General features: G+C 69.3%; 20 protein-coding genes. All 20 read left to right on the top strand.

Annotated features, from left to right (window positions below; genetic code table 11):
* Window positions 1-121 precede the first annotated feature (121 nt).
* The 20 genes from ABD156_RS16985 to ABD156_RS17075 all read left to right on the top strand — a co-directional run bounded on the left by ABD156_RS16985 (window position 122) and on the right by ABD156_RS17075 (window position 22,902).
* Window positions 122-1,198: a helix-turn-helix transcriptional regulator gene (locus ABD156_RS16985; protein WP_344273656.1), complete on the top strand. Its 1,077-nt coding sequence runs from the start codon at window positions 122-124 to the stop codon at window positions 1,196-1,198.
* Window positions 1,199-1,290: 92 nt separating this feature from the next.
* Window positions 1,291-3,357, top strand: a complete 2,067-nt coding sequence (locus ABD156_RS16990; RefSeq protein ID WP_344273659.1) for a hydantoinase/oxoprolinase family protein — start codon at window positions 1,291-1,293, stop codon at window positions 3,355-3,357.
* 10 nt (window positions 3,358-3,367) lie between these two features.
* The gene (locus ABD156_RS16995) at window positions 3,368-5,293 is read left to right on the top strand and encodes a hydantoinase B/oxoprolinase family protein (RefSeq protein ID WP_344273662.1); all 1,926 of its coding nucleotides are present in this window, start codon (window positions 3,368-3,370) and stop codon (window positions 5,291-5,293) included.
* An 8-nt stretch (window positions 5,294-5,301) separates the two neighbouring features.
* The gene (locus ABD156_RS17000) at window positions 5,302-5,562 is read left to right on the top strand and encodes a hypothetical protein (RefSeq protein WP_237599758.1); all 261 of its coding nucleotides are present in this window, start codon (window positions 5,302-5,304) and stop codon (window positions 5,560-5,562) included.
* Window positions 5,563-5,567: 5 nt separating this feature from the next.
* Window positions 5,568-7,130: a class I adenylate-forming enzyme family protein gene (locus tag ABD156_RS17005; RefSeq protein WP_344273669.1), complete on the top strand. Its 1,563-nt coding sequence runs from the start codon at window positions 5,568-5,570 to the stop codon at window positions 7,128-7,130.
* Window positions 7,131-7,160: 30 nt separating this feature from the next.
* Entirely contained in the window at window positions 7,161-7,880 is a 720-nt protein-coding gene (locus ABD156_RS17010) for a hypothetical protein (RefSeq protein ID WP_344273672.1), read from the top strand.
* Between the two features lie 13 nt (window positions 7,881-7,893).
* A complete protein-coding gene (locus ABD156_RS17015) occupies window positions 7,894-8,697 on the top strand; it encodes an SDR family NAD(P)-dependent oxidoreductase (RefSeq protein ID WP_344273675.1) in 804 nt (267 codons plus the stop codon).
* Window positions 8,698-8,751: 54 nt separating this feature from the next.
* Entirely contained in the window at window positions 8,752-9,093 is a 342-nt protein-coding gene (locus ABD156_RS17020) for a nuclear transport factor 2-like protein (RefSeq protein WP_344273679.1), read from the top strand.
* 18 nt (window positions 9,094-9,111) lie between these two features.
* Window positions 9,112-9,870 carry an SDR family NAD(P)-dependent oxidoreductase gene (locus tag ABD156_RS17025; RefSeq protein ID WP_344273682.1) on the top strand — a complete coding sequence of 253 codons (759 nt, stop codon included), beginning with the start codon at window positions 9,112-9,114 and terminating at the stop codon, window positions 9,868-9,870.
* A gap of 50 nt (window positions 9,871-9,920) precedes the next feature.
* Window positions 9,921-11,372 carry a helix-turn-helix domain-containing protein gene (locus ABD156_RS17030; protein ID WP_344273685.1) on the top strand — a complete coding sequence of 484 codons (1,452 nt, stop codon included), beginning with the start codon at window positions 9,921-9,923 and terminating at the stop codon, window positions 11,370-11,372.
* A gap of 108 nt (window positions 11,373-11,480) precedes the next feature.
* A complete protein-coding gene (locus tag ABD156_RS17035; RefSeq protein WP_344273688.1) occupies window positions 11,481-12,896 on the top strand; it encodes an MmgE/PrpD family protein in 1,416 nt (471 codons plus the stop codon).
* On the top strand, window positions 12,893-14,251 hold the full coding sequence (locus ABD156_RS17040; RefSeq protein WP_344273691.1) for an aldehyde dehydrogenase: 1,359 nt from the start codon (window positions 12,893-12,895) through the stop codon (window positions 14,249-14,251). Before ABD156_RS17035 ends, ABD156_RS17040 begins: the two co-directional genes overlap by 4 nt.
* 107 nt (window positions 14,252-14,358) lie before the next feature.
* Window positions 14,359-14,568: an aldehyde dehydrogenase family protein gene (locus ABD156_RS47820; RefSeq protein ID WP_350539902.1), complete on the top strand. Its 210-nt coding sequence runs from the start codon at window positions 14,359-14,361 to the stop codon at window positions 14,566-14,568.
* A 65-nt stretch (window positions 14,569-14,633) separates the two neighbouring features.
* Complete coding sequence (locus tag ABD156_RS17045; RefSeq protein WP_344273695.1) at window positions 14,634-15,950, top strand: MFS transporter; 1,317 nt, start codon at window positions 14,634-14,636, stop codon at window positions 15,948-15,950.
* A 35-nt stretch (window positions 15,951-15,985) separates the two neighbouring features.
* On the top strand, window positions 15,986-16,252 hold the full coding sequence (locus tag ABD156_RS17050; protein ID WP_344273699.1) for a hypothetical protein: 267 nt from the start codon (window positions 15,986-15,988) through the stop codon (window positions 16,250-16,252).
* A 243-nt stretch (window positions 16,253-16,495) separates the two neighbouring features.
* The gene (locus tag ABD156_RS17055) at window positions 16,496-16,705 is read left to right on the top strand and encodes a hypothetical protein (RefSeq protein ID WP_344273702.1); all 210 of its coding nucleotides are present in this window, start codon (window positions 16,496-16,498) and stop codon (window positions 16,703-16,705) included.
* A 14-nt stretch (window positions 16,706-16,719) separates the two neighbouring features.
* Window positions 16,720-18,750, top strand: a complete 2,031-nt coding sequence (locus ABD156_RS17060; RefSeq protein ID WP_344273705.1) for a hydantoinase/oxoprolinase family protein — start codon at window positions 16,720-16,722, stop codon at window positions 18,748-18,750.
* A gap of 5 nt (window positions 18,751-18,755) precedes the next feature.
* Window positions 18,756-20,717: a hydantoinase B/oxoprolinase family protein gene (locus ABD156_RS17065; protein WP_344273708.1), complete on the top strand. Its 1,962-nt coding sequence runs from the start codon at window positions 18,756-18,758 to the stop codon at window positions 20,715-20,717.
* Window positions 20,717-21,451: a hypothetical protein gene (locus ABD156_RS17070; protein ID WP_344273710.1), complete on the top strand. Its 735-nt coding sequence runs from the start codon at window positions 20,717-20,719 to the stop codon at window positions 21,449-21,451. The genes ABD156_RS17065 and ABD156_RS17070 overlap by 1 nt, the downstream gene beginning before the upstream one ends.
* Window positions 21,448-22,902 (top strand): aldehyde dehydrogenase family protein, encoded by a 1,455-nt coding sequence (locus ABD156_RS17075; RefSeq protein ID WP_344273713.1) that lies wholly within the window; start codon window positions 21,448-21,450, stop codon window positions 22,900-22,902. Before ABD156_RS17070 ends, ABD156_RS17075 begins: the two co-directional genes overlap by 4 nt.
* Window positions 22,903-22,908 lie beyond the last annotated feature (6 nt).

Consider the following 22,908-nt stretch of genomic DNA (forward strand, 5'->3'; position numbering starts at 1 on the left):
TTCCCCGCTGCTCTCTGTGCCGGGCCGCTGGGAAGGCGGTGTTTGAACCCTCGCCCTGCTGCGCATATATTGTGCATAACACGGCGGCGATGCCGTGCCTCGGAAGTACCAGAGGTGGCCGATGGACGTGGAGAACACGGTCTCGGAGGCCGCGCGGTACCGGGACTTGTGCGTGGACGTCGGGGCCGCGCTGGGGCTCGACGTGCCGGTGCCGCGGCTCGACGGTCCTTGGGCCGACGAAGCGGTCAGCGTGCTCGGGCGGCTGTGGAACGCGGTGCTGGCCGAAACGCTGCACACTGCCGAGGAAGCGGGAGTGTCCGGAACACGGCGGCGTGAGCTGGCTGAGTTGCTGGCCCGGATCCGCGCGGTCGAGGCCGAACTGGCGGAAGCGCGGCTCGCCGACCGGCATGTGCTGCTGCGGCAGGTGGCCGCGTCGCTCGCGTCGGTCCGGGACGCTAAGTCCGTGGACGAATTCCTCGGCCGGGTACCGGAAGCGGGGTGCCGGCTCGGGTTCGACCGGGTCCTGGTCTCCCGGGTGGTGGATTCGGTGTGGCGGCTGCACACGATGTGCGTCGTGCGCGAGCCGCGGTGGGCGGACGAGATCGTCGCGGTCGGGAAAGCGTCGCCGCCCGCCTTGCGCGGCGGGCTGATCGAGGCCGACGTGGTCGACCGGGCCGAAACCCGGCTCATCTTCGACACCCAGCACAGCCGGCGCGTGGACCGCGACCTGATCCGCGTCACGAAGTCCACTTCGTACGGAATCGCGCCGTTGACGGTGCAGGGCCAGGTCGTCGGGCTGCTGCACGGCGATCGCTACCACCAAGGCCGCGACGTCGACGAAACCGACCGTGCGCTGCTCACACTGATGGCCGAAGCGCTGAGCCATTCCCTCGGCCGCCTCACGATGCTGGAAGGCCTGGCATTCCTGCGCGACACCGCCGACGGCTTGATGACGCGTCCGGCGGCTCTTCCCGCGCCGGTCGCTCCACCTGCGGCGAGTCCGCAAATCCCGTTGACCGCACGGGAAAATGAGGTGATGGAGCTGCTCGCGGCAGGCCGGTCCAACCGGCACATCGCGCGCGAGCTGGCGATCACCGAACGCACCGCTAAATCCCACGTCACGCAGATCCTGCGCAAGCTCGGCGTCGCCAGCCGTACGGAGGCGATCGCGCTCTGGCTGCGCGGAGGACTGTCCTAAGGTCCCACTCCCTCTCGCACCCTTGTCCGATGTGACCGCGGTCGCACCGAGCACAGAATCACCTCACACACCACGACCCGTGGAGGCATGAGGTGACTGAGCAACGAGGCTCGGCAGGCTGGCTGGTCGGCATCGACGTCGGCGGGACCTTCACCGACATCATCGGGCTTGACCGCGCCACCGGGGAAATCCGGGACGGCAAAGTGCTGTCCACGAAGGAACAGGAACACGGCGTCCTCGAGGCGCTCGCCGCGATCGGTGTCGAGCCGGCCGAGGTCGCGGAGATCGTGCACGGGCACACCGTCGGCATCAACGCGCTGCTGAGCCGCGCGGGCGCGAAGACTGGGCTGCTGGCCACGCGCGGGCACCGGGACCTGCTCGACATCGGCCGGATGCACCGCGAGTTCGGCGACCGGTTCTACGACCCGACCTGGCTGCGTCCGCACCAGGAGCGGCCGATCGTGCACCGGCGCGACCGGATCGGCATCCCGGAGCGGATCGGCTACGACGGCACGGAGCTGCTGGCGCTGGACGAGGACGCCGTCCGCGCGGCGGCCCGCGATTTCGCCGCGCAGGGTGTGCAGGCGGTCGCTGTGTGCTTCATGAATTCCTACCGGGAACGCGGCCACGAACGGCGCGCAGCGGAGATCCTCGCCGAGGAGATTCCGCACGCCTACGTGCAGACCTCGGACCTGTATCCGGTCACGAAGGAGCACGAACGGACCACGACCGTCGCGCTGGACGCGTATGTCGGCCCGGCCGTGGTCGGGTACCTGCAGCGGCTCACCGTCGCGCTGGAGGAGCGGCGGTTCGGCGACACGCTCTGGATCATGACGACCAACGGCGGCGTCGCGACCGTGCAGGACGCTGGCAAAGCTCCGGTCTTCCAGCTCGTGTCCGGCCCGGTCGGCGGCGTGACCGGCAGCCTTCAGCTGGCGTGCGAATCGGGCAAGCGCAATCTGCTGACCATGGACGTCGGCGGCACCAGCACCGACGTCGCGGCGATCGTCGACGCGCAGACCCCGCTCACCGACCTGTGGACCCTGGAAACCGGCCTGACGCTGACGTTGCCACTGGTCGATGTGGAGAGCGTCGGCTCGGGCGCGGGCAGCATCATCGGCCCCAACGCGCTCGGGCAGGTCGCGGTCGGACCGAAATCGGCGGGCTCCAACCCCGGCCCAGCGTGTTACGGGCGCGGCGGCACCGAGGCAACGCTCACCGACGCCTGCCTGCTGCTCGGAGTGCTCCAACCCGATCTGTTCGCGAACGGCCGGATCTCCTTGGACGTCGAGGCCGCCCGCGCTGCGCTGGCCAAGACCGGCGAGCAGTGGGGGCTTTCCGCGCTGGAGCTGGCCGAGGCCGCCTACCAGATCGCGTGCGAGGACATCGCCGCGAAGATCCGCACCATCTCGGTCTACCGCGGACTGGACGTCCGCGAGTTCGCGTTGCTGCCGTTCGGTTCGGCGGGCCCGATGCTGGCCGACCGCGTCGCACGGATCCTCGGACTGGACACGGTTGTCGTGCCGTCGACGCCGGGCCAGTTCTCCGCGCTCGGGCTGTTGCAGAGCGACCTGCGGACCACGCGGGCGCAGTCGCTGATGGTTCCTCTCACCGCCGACAACGCCGAGACGGTCGAAGCGGAATTCGCCGCGATGGAACAGAGCCTCACCGAGGAACTGGCCGCACAGGGCGTGGAACTGGACGGGCTGGCGTTCGACCGCGCGGTCTTCGCCATGTACCGCGGGCAGACCTGGGACAACCGGCTCCCGCTCGCGCCCGGCCCGATGTCCGAGGAGCGCGTGCCCGGCGTGGTCGCCGACTTCCACGCGTTCTACCAGGATTCCTACGGTTTCTCCGCGGCCGAAATCCCCGTCGTCGTCTCGACGCTGGAAGTGACCGCGGTGATCCCGAGGCCGAACAAGGTGCCGTCCACCGCGGCCGAGCAAGGCGAATCCCTGCTCGGCGAACGCGACTTGCGCGTGCCCGGGTCCGGTGAGACCACGAGCGTCCCGGTGCATGTCCGCGAACGGCTCGCCGCGGGCGAGGTCGTCGACGGCCCGGCGATCGTCTCGGAGAAGTTCGCCACCACGGTCGTGCTCCCGGGCCGCCGCGCCCGCGTGGACGCCGACCGTCTCCTGATCATCGAAAACCAGGACTAGGAGCGCCGCCATGACGATTTCCGCGGAACCCGCCACCGGCACCGCTGAGTTCGAACTCGACATCCTGCGCTACGGCCTGATCGAGGTCGCCCGCGAGATGAACGAGGCGCTGATGCGCAGCGCGTTCTCCCCGGTGTGCCGCGACATTCTCGACTGCACCACCGCCATCCACGTCCGCAGCGGCGACGGTTGGGAGACCGTGGCGCAGTGGGAAGGCTGTATGCAGCACGCCTTCACCTCGCCGCACATCGTGAACTTCGTGATGGACGAGTTCGACCTCGACTCGCTGCAGCCCGGCGACGTCATCTTCGTCAACGACCCGTGGCGCGGCACCATCCACCAGTCCGACGTGAACCTGCTCCGGCCGGTGTTCGTGGACGGCCGGGTCGAGTTCATGCTGCATTCGACGTCGCATCTGGTCGACCTCGGCGGCCCGATCCCCGGCGGATTCTCCAACGGCACCCAGACGTCGTTCGAGGAACAGCTCAAGCTGCCGCCGTCCCTGCTGTATGCCAACGACGTTCCGGTGCGGCCGCTGTTCAACTTCATCCTGGAGAACAACCGGGTGCCGCACCTCGTCCTCGGCGACTTGCGCGCCCTGCACGGCTGCCTGGTCGTGGGGGAGCGGCAGTTGCAGGCGCTCGTCGCGCGCGGCGGTCTGGAGAAGGTGAAGGAAGCCGGTCGCTACGCGATCGAGGCCACCGAAGCGAGCATGCGCCGCGGCATCGCGGGCATCCCGGACGGCGACTACACCGTGGAGGATTTCCTCGACGAGGACGGCGTCACCGACGAACCGATTCCGGTGCGCGTGACGGTGAAAGTGCGCGGCGACAGCATGGAGATCGACTTCTCCGGTTCCGGCAGGCAGCCGCTGGGCAACTGCGGCACGGCGTGGTGCGAGGCGGTGCGGTGCATCGAAGCGGTCAAGCTGATGGTCGACCCGAGCACGCCGGTCAACAGCGGCACGCTCCGTCCTATTGAGACACTTCTGCCGCAGGGCAGCGTGGTGTGCGTGCTGCCGCCGTCGAGTTGCTCGAACCATGCCGACATCGGAGCCCGCGGCATCAACGCCGTCGCCAGTGCATTGAGCCAGGCTGTCGGCGACAGGGCGATCGCGTGCGACACCGGTACCGCACTGGTGGTCAGCCTGGGCGGGATCGACACTCGCGCCGGGCACGAGGGCATGCCGTGGGGCGCGTTCGCCCTCGCCGGCGGCGGGTGGGGCGGAACCTGGAAGGAAGACGGGATTTCCTTCTGCGTCACGCCGATCGGCAACTGCCGGACCTCGGTGCAGGAGCACGTCGAGATCGAAAGCCCGTTGATCGTGGCGCAGCACGAGATGGTGCTCGACACCGCCGGAGCGGGCGAGTACCGCGGCGGGCTCGGCTCGGTGTACACGCTCACCGCGCAGTCGGACACGATGGTCACGATCACCTGCGACCGGGTGCGCGTCGGTGCGCCGGGCGCCGCCGGGGCCGGTCCGGGCGCGCCCGCGTTCGGCTGGTACATCGAGAACTTCGACCTGGCACAGCACGCGGATCCGCTCGACCTTCGCGGCACCGAACCGCTGTTCGGCATGTTCGACGACGACGGCCGCCCGGACCCGAACAACGGCGGGTTCTGCCGGGGCGCGCGGTACCAGACCGGCAAGTTCTCCGGGCTGGTGCTGAAAGCGGGCGACGCGATCCGCTTCCTGATCGGCGGAGGCGGCGGCTGGGGCGATCCGCTCGCCCGGGACCTCGGCCGGCTCGGCCGTGACCTCGCCGACGGGCTGTACAGCGAGGAATTCGCCGCCGAGGCGTTCGGGGCCGTGCTGCGCGACGGCCGAATCGACGAGACCGCGACCGCCGAGCGCCGCGCCGAACTCGCCGCCCGGCGCGACGCGGGCACCTGGTCGGTGCCGGTCGCCACGCCCGTCAACTGGATCCTGGGATAGGAGCACCCATGTCTGTCGACCGACTTCTCTTCCCCCGCCCGGAAACCCCGCGCGTGTCCGTCGAGCGGACGCCGGTGGACGCCACCTGCCCGTCGTGCGGGAGCACGGACGTCAAGCGGTACCCGGTGGCCAACTACCTGGGCCCGCGCATGGTCGTGAAGTGCCAGGATTGCTTCACGCATCTGTCAGTGACCCGGCCGGAGCCCGAGGACCACTGGCCCGCGTGGCGCTCGCCGACGCGCGACTGGGCACCCTCGCGGCTGGGGTGACGCGCATGTCCCCGACCCCACTGGCCCGGCTGTACACCCAGGCGTACGCCGAGTTCGCCGACCGGCCCGCGATCCGGGACTCCCGGCGCGAGCTGACCTACGGCGAACTCGGCACCCGCGCCCGGCGGATCGCCCAAGCGTTCCGGGCGCTCGGCGCGGAACGCGGCACCCGCGCGGTGCTGCTCGGGCCGAACAGCTGCGAATGGGCCGAGGCGTACCACGGGCTCGTGCTCGGCGGCGGAGTCCGCGTGGGGCTGCTGCCCCGGCTGCACCCCGCCGAGCTGGCCCAGATCGCCGCAGACGCGGAACCGGCGTTCGTGCTCGTCGACGGCGAGTGGCTCGCCGAGAACGGCACCGCGTGGATTCCGCCGCAGGTCAAGGAAATCATCGTCCTCGGCGAAGGATCCGAGGGCATCCCGTTCGAGGAGTTCGTCGCCTCCGGCTCGGACGACGAGTTGCCACTGCCCGATGCCGAGGACGATGCCTGGCTGCTCTACACGTCCGGCTCGACCGGGCAGCCCAAGGGCGTGCGGGTGCCGCACCGGACGGTCGGTGCGCTCGTCCGCAACGCCCGCGAGGTCCTGCCTCCACTCGGCCTGGGCGACGCCGCTCTGCACACCGCGCCGATCAGCCACTTCAGCGGCGGCATCGCCGACGTGCTCACCGCCAGCGGCGGGCTGAACGTCTACGCGTCGAAGTTCGACGCGGCGCAGGTCGCGGACCTTGCGGCTGGTGGAGAGGTGACTGTGCTGCCGCTGGTCCCGACGATGATCACCATGCTGCTGGAGGAACTCGCCCGGCGCGGCGCTCCGGCCGGTCGCGTCGGCAACGTCCGGATCCTGCCGTATGCGGGCTCGGCGATCCAGCCGGATCGGGCGGCCAAAGCGCGGGCGTACTTCGGCGAGGCGATGCAGCAGCTGTACGGCGCGAGCGAAGCGCAGTTGCCGATCGCGACGCTTCGTCCGGAGGACCACGTCGAAACCCTGAACGAGCGCGGTTTGCCCCGGCTGGCCTCTGCGGGCCGGGTGACCGCGCACGTCGAGGTCGAGATCGTGGACGCGGACCGCCGCCCCGTCCCGCCCGGGACGACCGGCGAGATCCGGACCCGCGGCGCGCACGTGAGCGCCGGGTACTGGCGGAAGCCGGAAGCGACAGCCGAGACCTTTGTGGACGGCTGGGCGCACACCGGCGACGTCGGCTGCCTCGACGAGCACGGGTATTTGTTCATCCTCGACCGGCGCAAGGACATGATCATCACCGGCGGGTTCAACGTGTACCCGCGAGAGATCGAGAACGTCGTCTCCGAACTGCCCGGGATCCGGGAAGTCGCCGTCGTCGGCGCTCCGGACGAGCGATGGGGCGAGGCGATCACCGCGTTCGTCTCGACCGAACCCGGGAACGCCGTGTCCGCAGACGGGGTGCTCGCGCATTGCCGGGCGCGGCTCGGCGGCTACAAGGTGCCGAAGAAGGTGGTCTTCGTCGAGGACCTGCCGAAGACCGGCACCGGGAAGATCCAGAAACAGATCCTGCGCGAGAAATTGTGGACCGGCCTGCAGCGCCGGGTCTGAATTCCGCGTGAACCAGAAGGAGTGAAACACATGGCGGCGCCCACTTTCGACAGCCGGAGTCTGTTCTTCGCGTGGAGCACGTACAGCACGGACTACGACACCTACGCGAAGTGGTACGACGACGAGCACATCCCGCAGGTGATGGACGTGCCGGGAATGGTGGGAGCGCAACGGTTCCTGCTCGCGGACACCAAACCGCTGCCGGGGGTGCGCGCGCTCGATTTCGGGCACCTCGCGATCTACGAGATGGAGGGCTCGGCGCAGCCGTTCCGCGAGGAGGTCAAGCGCAAGCTGATCTCTGGCGAAATGGTGCTGCCGGACTTCATGAACCGGCCGTTCCAGGCGTTGTTCCTCGACGCGGTGAGCGAACCGTTCCACACCGAACGGTTCGCGGCGGCGGAGAACCTGGACGACCGGCATCTGTTCTTCGCGTGGAGCCGCCACACCGGGGACGACGCGACTTTTGCGAAGTGGTACGACGAGGAGCACATCCCGCAGATCATGTCCGCGCCGGGAATGCTGCGCGCCCAGCGGTTCGAGATGTCGGGACTGAAGCCGCTGCCCGGCGTCGAAACCCCGGATCTCGGTCATCTCGCGATCTACGAGATCGCCGGAGACCTCGAAGGCTTCCGTGCCGAGGTGAAGCGACAGCTGATCTCCGGGGAAATGGCGCTCCCGGACTTCATGATCCCTCCGTTCACGGCGATGTTCCTGAAGCCAGTCAGCCCGTTCTTCCCCGCCGAGAACTGACCGGGAGTCGCACATGAGCTATCCACCACGGCGCGCCAAGCCGGAACTCGCGCTGATCACCGGGGCCGCGGGCGGCGTCGGCTCCGCCACCGCACGACGGCTCGCCGAAGGCGGTACCAAGCTGGTCGTCACCGATATCGACGAGGACCGGCTGGCGAAGGTCGCGAACGACACGGGCGCGCTCGCGGTCCCGGCCGACGGCACCGACCGCGAAGCCATCCGGGCCTTGGTCGCGCGAGCGGTCGAGGAATTGGGCGGCCTCGACACGGTGATCGCCACCCAAGGCGCGGCGATCGGCGGGGGAGCACACCCGAAACACGTCGACTCGTACCACCGCGCGCTCGACGTCAATCTGCACGGATCCTTTTACCTGGCCGGAGAAGTGCTCCCGCACTTGGCGGCCAGCAAAGGCTCCCTGGTGCTGTTCGCCTCGACCGCGGGATTGATCGCCGGTCCGCCCGGAGCTGCGGGCTACACCGCGGCGAAAGCGGCGATCATCGGCCTCACCCGCTGGCTGGCCCGCGATTACGGGCCGAAAGGCGTGCGCGTCAACGCGGTGTGCCCGGGCTTCGTCCGGACCGCGCTCGCCGCAGGCAGCATGGCGCACCTCGCCGAGCGCGAAGGCATCAGCCTGGAAGATGCTTACGCGCTGAGCGCCGCGCACGTTCCGCTGCGCCGGGTCGCGGAGCCGGAGGAAATCGCGGCCTGCTGCGCATTCCTGGCCTCGGGCGATGCCTCGATGGTCACCGGCCACGTGCTGGTCGCCGACGGCGGCGGCGCGGCGGTGGACGCCTCGACGGTGGCCTTCGACAGCTGAAGTGTCCAAGTATCCGGACAGTCGGGCGGTCAGTGCGCGCTTAGCGTTCTTCGCATGTCAACGACGACTCATGAAGAACTGGCCAAGGGCTGGATCCGCGCGCTCTCGGACGTCGAAGTGTTCTACTCGCTGTGCGCGGACGACTGCAAGGTCTGGCACAGCGCCGACGACAAGTGGATGACCGTCAAGGAAGCAGTCGACGCCGTCCACGAGCGTGGCGGCCTTCCGACGTTCGAAAACTCCCGCTACACGTTGACCGACAAGGGTTTCTTCGTGCAGACCTCGGCCACGCTGGCGGCCGCGCGGGTGCACCTGATTCAGGTGGTAACGGTGAAGGACGGCAAGGCGGTCTCGGCCGAGGAGTACATCGGCCCCGAGATGGACATCGCCGTCTAGGCGGGGAACGGACTTTCGATGAGTGCAATCGCAGGACGCTCCATCATCGTCACCGGCGGTGCGAGCGGAATCGGCGAGACGGCTGCGCGGCTGTTCGCCGAGAACGACGCGCTGGTGACCATCGCGGACATCAGCGCCGAAGCAGGCCAAGCGCTGGCGGAGGAACTGTCGGGCAAGGGTTACGAGGTCCAGTTCGTCACCACCGATGTCACCGACGAGGCGCAGGTGGCGGCGATGGTGGAAGCGGCGGAATCCGCGTACGGCAGGTTGGACGGCGCGTTCAACAACGCGGGTGTGCCGAACAACGGCAAGAAGCTGGCCGATCTCAGCCGAGAGGAGTTCGACCGGGTCTTCGCGATCAACGTGACCGGGCCGTTCCTCTGCATGAAGCACGAGGTGCCGGCGATGCTCCGCGCGGGCGGCGGGTCGATCGTCAACACCGCGTCGGTCGGGTCGTTCATCTACATTCCGCTGGCGGCCGAGTACACCGCGTCCAAGCACGCGCTGATGGGCCTGACGAAAGCGGCGGCGGCCGAATACGGCGAGCACGGCATCCGCGTCAACGCCATCGGCCCGTCCACCGCGCGCACGCCGATGTACCTGGAGTACCTGAAGCTCAATCCGGAGTACGAGAAGACCGTCGCTGCCACGCACGCGCTGCGGCGCGGCAGCGAGCCGGTCGAACAGGCGCAGGCGGCGATGTGGCTGCTGTCGGACGCGGCGTCGTTCGTCACCGGCGTGACGGTCCCGGTCGACGGCGGCTACACACTGTACTGAGCGGGCCGTTTCATTGACCCGGCGGACGGCCACATGAAATATTATGTTCCATGAGTGCGGTGCCGACTCGCGGCGCGCTGGCCCGCGCCGCGGGTCCGGTGCTCGACCGCGTGCAGACGGAGGTGCGGGGCAGCGCGGTCGCGGTGCTGCTGGCCGACCCCCAGGCCCGGGTGGTGGACATCCGGTACGGCGAACGCTCGTTCGGCCGGGAAGTCGCTTCGCTGGGCGTCCTGCCGGGCGTGCGGCTGGGCGAGGACGACGTCGGCGTGAACGCGATCGGCACGCCGCTGGAAACCCGCCGGAGCCTTCTGCTGCGCGGCGCCGAGCACGCGCTGCCCGCGTTCCACGGGTTCACCTGCTTCGGCCACCCGATCGTCCACCCCGGGACCCGGCGGGTTGCCGGAGTGCTCGACTTCGCGGTGCCCGTGAGCCGCGACGAACGGCTGGCCCCGGCACTGGTGCGCCATCTGGTCACGGAGATCGAAAGCAGGTTGCGCACGGACGCGGCGGAGGCGCAGCAGCGGCTGCTCGCCGCGTTCCAGTCCGCGGCTCGCCGACGGGACCGTCGGGTGCTGGTCGTCGGGCACGGCCTCGTGCTGGCCACTCAGCCCGCGCTCGACCTCTTGGCACCGGCCGACCATGCCGCGGTGCAAGCTTGCATCGAGGACGGCGGGGAGAACGCGCGGATCACGTTGACGTCCGGCCAGCCGGTGCGGCTGTCCTGGGCACCGGTGGACGGCACCGAGGGGACCATGGTCGACCTGGTCGCCGAGACGCAATCGCGTGCGCGCGCTGCGGTGCCGGTGCGATGGCCGTTGCTGGTGGCGGGGGAGCCGGGCACGGGCAAGACGACCGTCGCGCGGGAGGCCGCCGGGGAAGACGCGGCGGTGCTGGACGGGGTCGAAACGGTCCGGGTCGGCGAGGCGGACTGGGCCGAGCAGGCCAGCCGCCTGCTGGACGGCGACGGGCCGGCCGTGATCGTCGAAAACGTCCAGCTGCTGTCGGGGCGGCTGGCCGCGCTGGTCGCGGCGCGGGCCCGGACGTCGAAGCGGAACCTCGTGCTGACCTCCGCCCCGGGCGAACCGCACCCACCGATCACGGCGTGCTGCGGCGAGCGGCGGGAGCTGGCTCCGTTGCGCGTCCGCCGCCACGAGATTCCGCGGCTGGCGCAGCGCATGCTCAGCGAGGAGTGCGCGGCCTGGTTCACGCCGGAGTCCTTGCGGGTGCTGGCGGCTCAGCCGTGGCCGGGGAATCTGGCCGAACTGCGCCGGGTGGTCCGCGCGGTGGCGGAGCTGCGTTCGGCGGGCGACGTCGTCCCGGCCGACCTTCCGCCGTCTCACCGGGACGGATCGGCGCTTGCTTCGCCGTTCGACCGGGCCGAGCGTGAAGTGATCGTCGCGGCGATCGCGGCCGCAGGCGGCAACAAGCTCGAAGCCGCCCGGGCGCTGGGGATCAGCCGCTCGACGCTGTACAACCGGCTGAAAGCCTTGCGCATCCGCTGATTCTCCGAGCCGCCGCCCGCGCGGGTTGACCGGATCCATTGACTAGATATTATATATTTCATGCGCGCTGCCGGGTGGCGGCCGACCTGACATCGACGAGGAGCAGGCATGGCGACGATCATCGAGCAGCTCGCGGGATTCGCCGCGGGCGCGGACGCCCGGGAATTCCCCGACGAGGTGATCCGCGAATCCCAGCGCATCCTGCTCGACTCGCTCGGCTGCGCCGTGGCGTCCCTCGGTGACGAAGGCGCGCAGCGCGGCGTCGACTACGCGCGCTACCTCGGCGGCACTGAAGGTTCGGCGTCGATCCTCGGCACCGGCACGAAGACTTCGGTCCCCGCCGCCGCGTTCGCCAACGCCGAACTGATCAACGCGCTCGACCAGGACGCGGTCCTGCCGCCCGGGCACGTCACACCGTACGTGCTGCCCGGCGCACTGGCCACCGCGGAGTCGTTGCGGACGTCCGGCATGAAGCTGCTCGAGGCCATCGCGGTAGCCCACGAAATGTCGTACCGAATCGGGAAGGCGACCGACTACCTGCGCGACATCAAGGACGGCGTCGTCACCATCCCCGACGTCATCGGTTACAGCAGCACGCTTTTCGGTGCCGCGGCCGCGGTCGGCGTCGTAAAGGGCCTCGACGGCGAAACTCTGGCCGACGCGCTCGGCATCATGGGCTCCACCGCGCCGACCAACACTCAGCGCGCGTGGATGATGCACGCCCCGTCGACGACGATCAAGTACCAGCTCGCCGGAGGAATGGCGCTGTCCGCGGTCACCGCCGCGAACCTCGCCGAACGCGGCCACACCGGCGACCGGCAGATGCTCGACGACCGCGAGTACGGCTTCCCGCGCTTCATCGGCACCTCCCGCTGGGAACCCGCGCCGATCACCGCGGACCTCGGTGCGGAGTGGACGTTCACGCCGTTCCAATCGTTCAAGCCGTATCCGCACTGCCGGGTCATGCACGCACTGTTCGACGCGCTGACCGAAATCGTCGAGACCCACGACCTCCGTCCCGACGAGATCGACGCGATCACCGCGTATGGCGAGAGCTTCGTCATGCAGCCGGTGTGGGTGAACGAAAGCATCCGCAACCCGCGCGACGCCCAGTTCAGCATGACGCACGGCCTCGCTCTCGCCGCGCACCGGATTCCGCCCGGCAAGGACTGGCAGACCCCGGAAGCGGTGCTGGACCCGTCGGTGCTCGACCTGACGAAGAAGGCCGAGTTCAAGGCGCACCCGGACTACACGGAGGCGCTCAAGAACAACCCGGCCGCTCGCCGGTCGCTGGTCGAGGTCCAGGCGCGCGGCACCACCTACCGCGGCGAGCGCGCCTACCCGAAGGGCAGCCCGTCGCCCGACCCGGCCACGTATCTGACTGACGACGAACTCGTCGCGAAGTTCCGGCACAACGTGGAGGGCGTCGTGGCGGACCCGGACGCGATCGTCCAGGCGGTTTTCGATCTGCAGCACGTCGAGGACGTTTCGGTGCTGCTGAACCAGGTCGGAGGTGTGGCATGATCGACGTCGTCAACCCGGCCACGGAAGAAGTGATCGGGTCCATTGTGGACAGCGACGCCGCGACCGTCGACGCCGCCGTATCCGCCGCCAGCGCAGCCCTCGGCCCCTGGTCGGCTCTGTCGCCAGCCACGCGTGCCGGGTACTTGCGCGCGTTGGCGGACGAGTTCGAGAAGCGGTCCGACGAGATCTCGGAACTGGTCACGCGGCAGAACGGCACTCCGATCAGTATCACCCGCGCGATGCAGAGCCAGGTACCGGTCTGCTACCGGTACTTCGCTTCGCTGGCGGAGAAACTCTCGGTCGAGGAACACGTCACGACAGCGAGCGGCGACGCGATCGTGCTGCGCGAACCGGTCGGCGTGGTCGCGGCCATCACTCCGTGGAACGGGCCGCAGCCGCTCATCGCGTGGAAGCTCGGCCCCGCGCTGACGGCTGGCTGCACCGCAGTGATCAAGCCGGCGCCAGAGACGTCGCTCGATGCGTTCGTTTTCGCGGAAATCGTTGCTGCGGCGGGAATTCCCGAAGGCGTGGTGAACATCGTGACTGGCGGCCGCGAGACTGGCGCTGCCCTGGTCGCGCACCCTGGCGTGCACAAGGTGGCCTTCACCGGTTCGACCGTGGCGGGCAAAGCGATCGCCGCCGAGTGTGCGAAGCAGCTGAAGCACGTCACGCTGGAGCTGGGCGGCAAATCGGCGGGCATCCTGCTCGACGACGTCGATCTCGACGCGTTCCGGCCGCTGGTGCTCTCCGCGTGTTCGCCGAACACCGGGCAGACCTGCCGGGCGTTGACCCGGGTGCTGGCTCCGGCGTCGCGCTACGACGAGGTCGTGGACCTGCTCGCGGCCACGATGACCGGGATCCCGCAAGGAGATCCGCTCGACCCGACGGTGTTCTTCGGCCCGCTCGTGAACGCGACGCAGCGGGAACGAGTGGAGTCCTACATCGAACTCGGCAAGGCAGAAGGCGCCGAGATGGTGATCGGCGGCGGCCGCCCGTTCGAGCGCGGGTACTACGTCGCACCGACGATCTTCCGCGGCGTCACCAACGACATGCGCATCGCGCGCGAGGAAATCTTCGGTCCGGTACTCACCGTGATGCCGTACCAGACGGTGGACGAAGCGGTCGCCATCGCGAACGACTCGGAGTACGGCCTCGGCGGCGGAGTGTTCTCCCCGGATCGCGAGCGCGCGACGGCGGTGGCTCGCCGGATTGTGACCGGGAGCGTCGGGGTGAACACCTCGACCCTGCCGATCGAGACGCCGTTCGGCGGGGTGAAGAACAGCGGGATCGGCCGGGAACTCGGGCCGCAGAGCGTGGACGCGTACCTGGAGTACAAGACGATTTTCCGGGCGTAGCCCAAGTGCGCACGGCAACGGCGGCCCTGCTCGGTACTCGCGACCGAGCAGGGCTGCCGCGTGCTTGCCCGGGTCCCCGCACCATCGGCGACTGAGCGAGTCCGGCGATCTTCCGCGGTGTCGCCGACGACATGCGGATCGCCCGCAGGGAGATCTTCGGCCCGGTCGTCGTCGCGATTCCCGCGTCGTCTCGAGACTCCCGCCGGCCATGCGGCCGGACTCTTCAGCGCGCTCTGCCCGGGCCCGAGACCCGCCCGTCAGCGCACCGCTTGACCCGCCGCCGAATCAGGATCCGGTTCCTTGTGATCAAGGATTGAATATTTTATATTTCATTGCCCGTCGAACACTGTCGGGTGAACACCGGCTCCGGGATGAGGACGACATGAGCGTACAAGGACGTATCGCACCGGCTGAGGCGGCGACGAAACGCCGCGGGAAAGTGCTGGCGGCCGCCATCGCGGCGCAGTCTCTGGAGTACTACGACTTCTTGATCTACGGAACCGCGGCCTCGCTGGTCTTCAACCACGCGTTCTTCCCGTCGACGAGCGCGGCGGCCGGGGTGCTCGCCGCGTTCGCGACCTTCGCGGTCGGGTTCGCGGGCCGCCCGGTGGGCGCGGCTGTCTTCGGGCACATCGGCGACCGGTTCGGGCGCAAACCCGCGCTCGTGGCGTCGACGCTGTCCATGGCGGTGGCGACCACGTTGGTCGGGCTGCTGCCGACGTTCTCCTCGGTCGGCGCGCTGGCTCCGGTGCTGCTGGTGATCCTGCGCGTCGCGCAAGGGATCGCGGTCGGCGGGGTGTGGGGCGGGTCGACCCTGCTCGCGGTCGAGCACGCTCCGCCGAACCGCCGGGGGCTGCACGGCTCGCTGCCGCAACTGGGCATCTTCGCCGGGATGGTGCTCGGCACCCTGGTCTTCGTCGTGCTGTCCGGTGCGCTCACCGCGGACCAGTTCGCCGCGTGGGGCTGGCGGATTCCGTTCCTGCTCGGGATCGTGATGATCCCGGTCGTGTTCTACATCCACCGCTTCCTCGAAGACTCTCCCGATTTCCGGGCGGTGGAGGAGAAACTCGCCGCGGCGCCGAAGCGCTCGTCGGTCGTGCAGGTGCTGCGCCGGCCGAAGAATCTGCTGCTGGTCGTGTTCATCTTCCTGCCCGCGACGATCATGTTCTACGCGACCGTGACCGGCCTGCTGGACTACGGCGTGCGGGAGCTGAAGATCGCCAAGGGCACCATGCTCACCGCGGTGATGTTCTCGATGATCGCGACCGGGGTGAGCACGGTGCTGTGCGGGCGGCTGTCGGACACCGTCGGCAGGCGTCCGGTGTACGCCGGCGGCGTGGTGCTCGCGGGAATCTGGGGCTTCGCGCTCTTCCCGCTGGCCGACACCCGGAACTTCTGGGCGATCCTGCTGGCGATCGTGGTCGGGCAGATCTCGGTCGGCGCGATGTTCGGCCCCGGCGTCACGATGTTCGCCGAGATGTTCCCGCCGTCCGTGCGGTTCTCCGGCGCGTCGATGGGGTACCAGCTGGCCAACATCATCGGCGGGGGACTGGCCCCGTTCGTGATGGCGGCGCTGATCGCCGCGACGCACACGACGCTGTCCGTGTCGGTCTACATCCTCGTGGCCTGCCTGATCAGCCTGGTCCCGCTCGCGCTGCTGGGCCGCCGGGCCTTGACGCCGGCCGCAGCCGAAGGATAATATAAAATATTATTTCGACGACGAGGAGGTGCGCGATGGCGCCTCGAACCGATTCCGAGCTGAGCTGCCGGGCACGGGCCCTCCTCCGCGTCGTGGCGGCCGGGCGGGCCGAGATCACCTGCAGCAGCGAGCCGGACATGTTCGTCGACGGCGTGGCGTGCTGCGACCAGTACACCGCGCACGCGCTCGCCCACCGGGGCTTGATCGTCCAAACCGGACCGGCGGGGATCGGGAAGCGCGTTCGCGCACGCCTCACCCCGGCCGGCGCGGAAGTCCTGGGCGGTATCGGCGAGGCTGCCTGAATTAGAGCGACGGGCGGTGCGACGGCCGAGGAGGCTGCCGCACCGCCCGTAACCATGTGCCCGTCAGGGAATCCGCGGTCCAGTCCGTCCATAATGGATCGAACTTCGGGTGAGGCGTGCTTCGTTTTGCGGACTCGGCCGTGCGGTGAGCGGCTGTTGCCCCGGTCTCCTCCGGCCTACCGTTCGGTGTGCGGTGGCGCACCAGCGCCGGCCGAATCGAGCCAACAGTGGAGTTGCGCCGAAATGAGCCAGGAACCGAACCCGCCTTCCCTCGAGCGGGAACCAGTCGAGGGAGTCTGCCCGCGCTGCGGCGCCGCCGAACTGTCCCGCTATCCGGTGAATTCCGAGGGCGGCTGGTTCGACGTCGTGAAATGCCGGTCGTGCCTGTTCTCGGTCAGCCGGGACCCCGGTCCGCGGCTCGGCCCGGTCCAGCTGCTCTCCGACCTCCTGTAGCGAAAGGATCAATGATGATCGCAGTCGACGTGGGCGGCACCTTCACCGACGTGGTCGCCTTGCAGGACGGGGAGATCCGCACCGCCAAAGTCTCCACCGACTACACCGACGTGACCCGTCCGGTGCTCGAGGGCGCCGCGCTGCTCGGCGTCGCGGGCGCACCGGTGTTCAACCACGCCAGCACCCACGGGCTGAACGCGGTGATCACCCGCACTGTGCCGAAGATCGGGTTTCTCGCCACCGAGGGGCATCGCGACATCCTCGACATGGGCCGGGTCTGGCGGCCCGCGGAGGCCATTTTGGACCCGGGCTGGCGGCGCAGCTTCGGCGACGCCGCGCGGCCGCTGGTGCCGAGGTATCTGCGCCGGGGAATCCGGGAACGGCTCACCGCTTCCGGCGATGTCCTGTTCGAATTGGACGAAGCCCAGGCGCGGGCCGAACTCGAAGTGCTGCGCAAGTGCGGCGTGGCCGGAGTGGCCATCTGCCTGATCAACGCCTACGTGAACCCGGCGCACGAGCTCCGGCTGCGCGAGTTGGTCCGCGAGGTCCTCGGCGACGTGCCGTGCTCGCTGTCCAGCGAGGTCTCCCCGCTGGCCAAGGAATACGCGCGGGCCTCGACGACGATGGTCGACGCGCTGATGAAACTGATCTACGCCGACTACACCGCGCGGCTGGAGAAGGGCCTGGCCGAACTCGGCTTCACCGGGCAGCTGAACTTCGCCGACTGCGCCGCGACGCTCGTGCCGTCGCATCGGGCGATGGAGCAGCCGTTCCGCATCGTGTTCTCCGGCCCCGCCGCGGGCACGGTCGCCAGCGCCCACTTCGGTTCGCTGATCGGGGAGTCGCAGCTGCTGTGCGCGGACGTCGGCGGCACGTCGTGCGACATCAGCGTCGTCACCGGCGGCGAACCGTTCGTCGACACGACCTTCGAACTGGAGCACGACCTCGTCGTCAACGCACTGGCGAACGACGTCAGCGCGATCGGGGCCGGGGGCGGGAGCCTGGTGACGATCGGCGCCACCGGCGAGATCCAGGTCGGCCCCGGCAGCGCCGGTTCGACGCCCGGCCCGGCCTGCTACGGCCGCGGTGGCACGCAGCCGACCACAACGGACACTTGCCTGCTGATCGGGATCATCGACCCGGGCACGTTCGCCGGCGGCGAGCTGGCGCTGGACCCGGAACTCGCCCGCCAGGCGTTCGAGAACCTCGAATCGGACTTCACGCTCGCCCAGCGCGTCCGGTACGCGTACGAGATGGCGGTGCACAACATCGCCGAGGGCGTGTTCAACGTGGCGATCAAAAACGGCGTCGACCCGCGCGACTACAGTCTGATCGCGTACGGAGCGGCCGGGCCGATGCTGCTGCCCGCGGCGATGGACGCGGTGCACTGCAAGCAGGTCGTCGTGCCGCCGAACCCGGGCTTGTTCTCCGCGCTCGGCCTGCTCTCGGCCGACCAGGTGTTCACCGTGAACCGCAGCGCCTACACCGTGCTCACGCCGGACGTCGCGGAGCGGATCGACACGCTGTTCGCCGAGATGGAGGCGCAGTTGCGCGAGCGGCTGAGCGCGGACGCCGCAGTGACTTTCGAGCGCAGTTACGACGGGCATCTGGTCGGACAGAGCTGGGACACGCCGTTCGTGCCCGTCCCGGACGGAACGATCGACGAGCCGGCCGTCGCCGCGATGATCGCGTCGTTCCACGACACCTACCAGGAACGTTCGGGCAACCGCTTCGAGATGATCCCGGTCGAGGGCGTCACCTTCCGGGTCCGCGCGGTGCTGGACACCCCGAAGGTCGAGTACCCCGAGCTGCCCGCGCGCGCTGCGGACGAGCCGCTCACTCCGGTTCGCACCACGACTCTGCGGTACCTGGGCGAAGACGCCGAAGGCCAGGAAGCGCTGGTGTACGAACGCATCGCGCTCCGGGCGGGCGACGAATTCGACGGCCCGGCGATCGTCCACGAAGGACTGTCCACCACTCACGTCGGGGCGGGCCAGCATCTGGTCGTCGGCCGCTACGGCGAACTCGTCATCCGGAAGAAGTGAGCGCCATGACCACCATCGAGGAGCCCGCCGGACGCATCCGCGATCTCACCGACGAGCAGTTCCAGACGGCTTATCACGCCGACCGGTTCACCGGGTCGGTGATCGTGAACCGGCTGAAGTACGCGGTGGGGCACATGAGCACCGCGTTCCTGCGGGAAGCGTTCTCGCCGATCATCCGCGACTGGTACGACTTCGCGTGCACGATCAGCGGCCCACCCGCGCAGGACTACCGGATGGCCGTGGTCAGCAACAGCCTGACGCCGTTCCTCGGCACGATGCCCGACGCCACCCGCAACGCGGTGGAAGAGTTCGGGCCGGAGAACCTTTCCCCGGGCGACGTGCTGATCTGCAACGACCCGTACCGCGGCGGCCGCCACGTGAACGACGTCCTGTTCACCCGGCCGGTGTTCGTGGCCGGCGAGATCGTCTCGTTCGTGACGATGTGCGCGCACCAGCTGGACATGGGCGGCACGGTGCCCGGCGGGTTCTCCGCGACCAAGACCAACGTCTACGAGAACGGCCTCGTGTTGCCGCCGATGCTGCTGTGGGCGAAGGACCAGCCGGTGCGGTCCACGTTCAGCCTGATCTTCGACAACACCCGCTGGGGCGGTCTGCTGCTGCCGGACTTCCAGAGCATGCACCAGCAGTTGCAGCTCGGCGAGCGGCTGGTGCGGGAGAACATCGAGCGCTACGGCCTTGACGCGTTCCTCGGCTCCCTCGCCTACGCGTGCGACACGTCCGCCGAGCAAATGCGCGAAGCGATCGCCCGCATCCCGGACGGGGACTACTCCGGGAGCGCGCTGATCGACGCCGACGGGCTCGACGACACCGTCGACTACCGGGTGCGCGTGACGCTGCGCAAACGCGGGCACGACATCGAGGCCGATCTCTCCGGCACCTCGGCGCAAGCCCGGACCTGCATCAACTGCGGCGTCCTCGACGCGAAAACCGCGCTGGGCGTGGCGTTGACGATGCTGCTCGACCCGGCGATCCCGTTCACCTCCGGGACTTGGCGCAACGTCGACCTCGTCGCGCCGCCGGGAACGCCGCTGAGCGCGCTGCCGCCGGAGGGCGCACCGATGATGTTCTGGGAGCCCTCCGGCGCGCTGATCTCCGCGATCTTCGAAGCGCTGAACCCGGTGCTGGGCGAACGCGCGGTCGGCGGGGACTACGGCTCCACCAACACGCACAACGCGAGCGGAGTGCGGGACGACGGCACGCCCTGGACGAGCGCGACGCAATGCGGCGGCGAGCACGGCCCGTGGGGTGCCACCAAAGAGGGCGACGGCGACAGCTACACCGTGCTGTACAACCTCAACAACCTCGATCCGGCGACGGAGACGATCGAGCACGACTCGCCGGTGGTGATGTTGCGCAAGGAGCACGCGATCGACACCGGCGGGCCGGGCAAGCACCGCGGCGGCGCGGCGAACCTCAAGGACACGCTCTGGCTGACCGCCGCCGCCCAGCATCTGTCGCCGTTCCGGACCAAAGAGCCCAGCGGCGTCGGCGCCGACGGCGGGAAGCCCGGCCCGACCGGGGCGATGTGGATTTTCCCGCCGGGAGAAGGGACTTCCGGACCGGACGGACTGCTGGGCGTCTCGAGCGACGTCTACGCGCGGAGCACGCCCGTCGCCGGGGTGCTGGATCCGGAAACCAAAGCACTCGACCCGGAAAAGGGCGTCTACCACTACTTCGCGAGCCAGAAGGCGTGGCTGACCGAAGCCGGTTCGGTGCTGCGGTGCTTGACCAACGGCGGCGGGGGATGGGGCTCGCCGTTCGAGCGCGAACCGGCCAAGGTGCTCGCCGATGTGCGCGACGAGTACGTGAGCGTCGAAGGGGCGGCGCGGGACTACGGGGTGGTCGTCGTCGGCGACCCGCACTTCGACCCCGAAGGCCTGCGGGTCGACGAAAAAGCAACAACCCGGCTGCGTTCCGGCCGGTCGGACGAACGAGGAGTGAGCTGATGGTTTCCGCCAAGGTCCCGGTTTTCGGGGATCGGAACCTGTTTTTCGCGTGGAGCACCTACACCACCGACTACGGGACCTACGCGAAGTGGTACGACGACGAGCACATCCCGCAGGTGATGGACGCGCCAGGGATGGCCGGGGCGCAGCGGTTCCTCATCGCGGACACCAAACCGCTGCCGGGCGTGCGCTCGCTGGACTTCGGCCACCTCGCACTGTACGAAATGGACGGAAGCCCCCAGGGGTTCCGGGACGAGGTCAAGCGGAAGCTGATCTCCGGGGACATGGTGCTGCCGGACTACATGGTGCAGCCGTTCCAAGCGCTGTTCGCGAAGCCGGTCAGCGAACCCTTCCACACCGAGCGGTTCGCCGAGGCGGAGAACCTGGACGACCGGCATCTGTTCTTCGCGTGGAGCCGCCACACCGGCGACGACGCGACGTTCGGGAAGTGGTACGACGAGGAGCACATTCCGCAGATCATGTCCGCGCCGGGAATGCTTCGGGCGCAACGGTTCGAGGTGTCGGACGTCAAGCCGCTGCCCGGCGTCAGCCCGGTCGACGAGGGGCACCTGGCGATCTACGAAACCGCCGGCGACCTCGAAGGCTTCCGCGCGGAAGTCAAGCGGCAGCTGATGTCCGGGGAGATGGTGTTGCCGGACTTCATGATCCCGCCGTTCGCGACGATGTTTCTCAAGCCCGCCAGCCCGTTCTTCCGGTCGGATCGCGGGGCATGACGCGCGAGATCGCCGGTGTCCCGGTGCCTCGCCTCGACTCGGTCTACGTGGCCGGGGAGTGGGTGCCTGCTACCGGACCGGCGTACGAGATCGTTTCGCCGTCGACCGAGGAAACCGTCGCCGAAGTCGTGCTGCCGTCCGCAACGGAAGCGGACGCGGCCCTCACGGCGGCGACGGACTCCAGGTGGGGCCGGCTGCCGGTCGAGCAGCGAGTCGAGATCTGTGCGAGGTTCTGCGCGTCGCTGGAGGCCCGGTTCCCGGACCTGGGCACGGTCTGGGCCGCGGAAGCGGGCATGCCGGTGCGCTACAGCGCGACGCTGCACAAATACGGCGCAGCGGGGGCGTGGAACTCCGCGTTGGCGAGTGCGGAGGACGCCCTGCGCGACGACCACCGCAGCTCCTTGCTCGGCGACGTCGTGGTGCGCCGCGAACCGGCAGGGGTCGTCGTCGCCATCCTGGCTTACAACGGACCGGTGGTCACGATGGCCACGAAGGTCGTGCCCGCCTTGCTCGCGGGCTGCCCGGTGGTGGTGAAGGCCGCACCCGAATCGCAGCTGGTCATGCGGTTGGTGGCCGAATCCGCCGCGGCAGCGGGTTTCCCGGCCGGTGCGCTGAGCATCCTGTGCAGCGACGTCGAGGTGGCCCGGCACCTGACCGCGGACCCGCGCGCCGATCTGGTCTCGCTGACCGGAGGCCGGGTCGCCGCGCAGGAGATCATCGAGGCGACGCGGGGACGGTTCGCCCGCACGCACCTCGAACTCGGCGGCAAGTCCCCGGCGCTGATCCTCGACGACGCGCCGCTCGACCGGGTGCTGAAGTCGCTGGTGCCCGGGGCGACGGGCGGTGCCGGGCAGGTGTGCGCCGCGTTGTCCCGGGTGCTGATCTCGCGGCGGCGCCACGACGAACTCGTCGACCGGCTCCGCACCGCCTGGCAAGGACTGCGGATCGGCGACCCGTTCGACCGGGGGACGCAGATCGGACCGGTGGTCAATCAGGCGGCGCTGCGGCGGACCGAGGGCTTTGTGGACCGTGCGCGCGCTGCCGGAGGCGAAGTCGTCACGGGAGGACGGCGGCCGGAGGGATTCGCCGCCGGGTACTACTACGAGCCGACCCTGATCACCGGCGTCGCCCGGGACGCCGATCTGGCGCAGAATGAGGTGTTCGGGCCGGTCACCGTCGTGCAGACCTACGACGATCTGGCCGACGGGCTGCGGCTGGCCAACGACACGAGCTTCGGCCTCGCCGCGAGCGTCTACACCGCGGACCGCGCTCTCGCCGCGGAAGCCGCTTCCGCCATCGCCGCGGGCTCGGTCGCGATCAACACGTTCGGGCCCGCCGTGAGCGCTCCGTTCGGCGGGGTGAAGGGCTCGGGCTGGGGCCGCGAGTCCGGGCCCGAGGGCATCCAGGAGTTCACCGAACTGAAGCAAATCGTCTTCGGACCGGGCGTGTGAGACAGG

Origin of the sequence: Amycolatopsis albidoflavus, assembly GCF_039525725.1 — a bacterium.
In the GTDB taxonomy this organism is placed as follows: domain Bacteria; phylum Actinomycetota; class Actinomycetes; order Mycobacteriales; family Pseudonocardiaceae; genus Amycolatopsis; species Amycolatopsis albidoflava.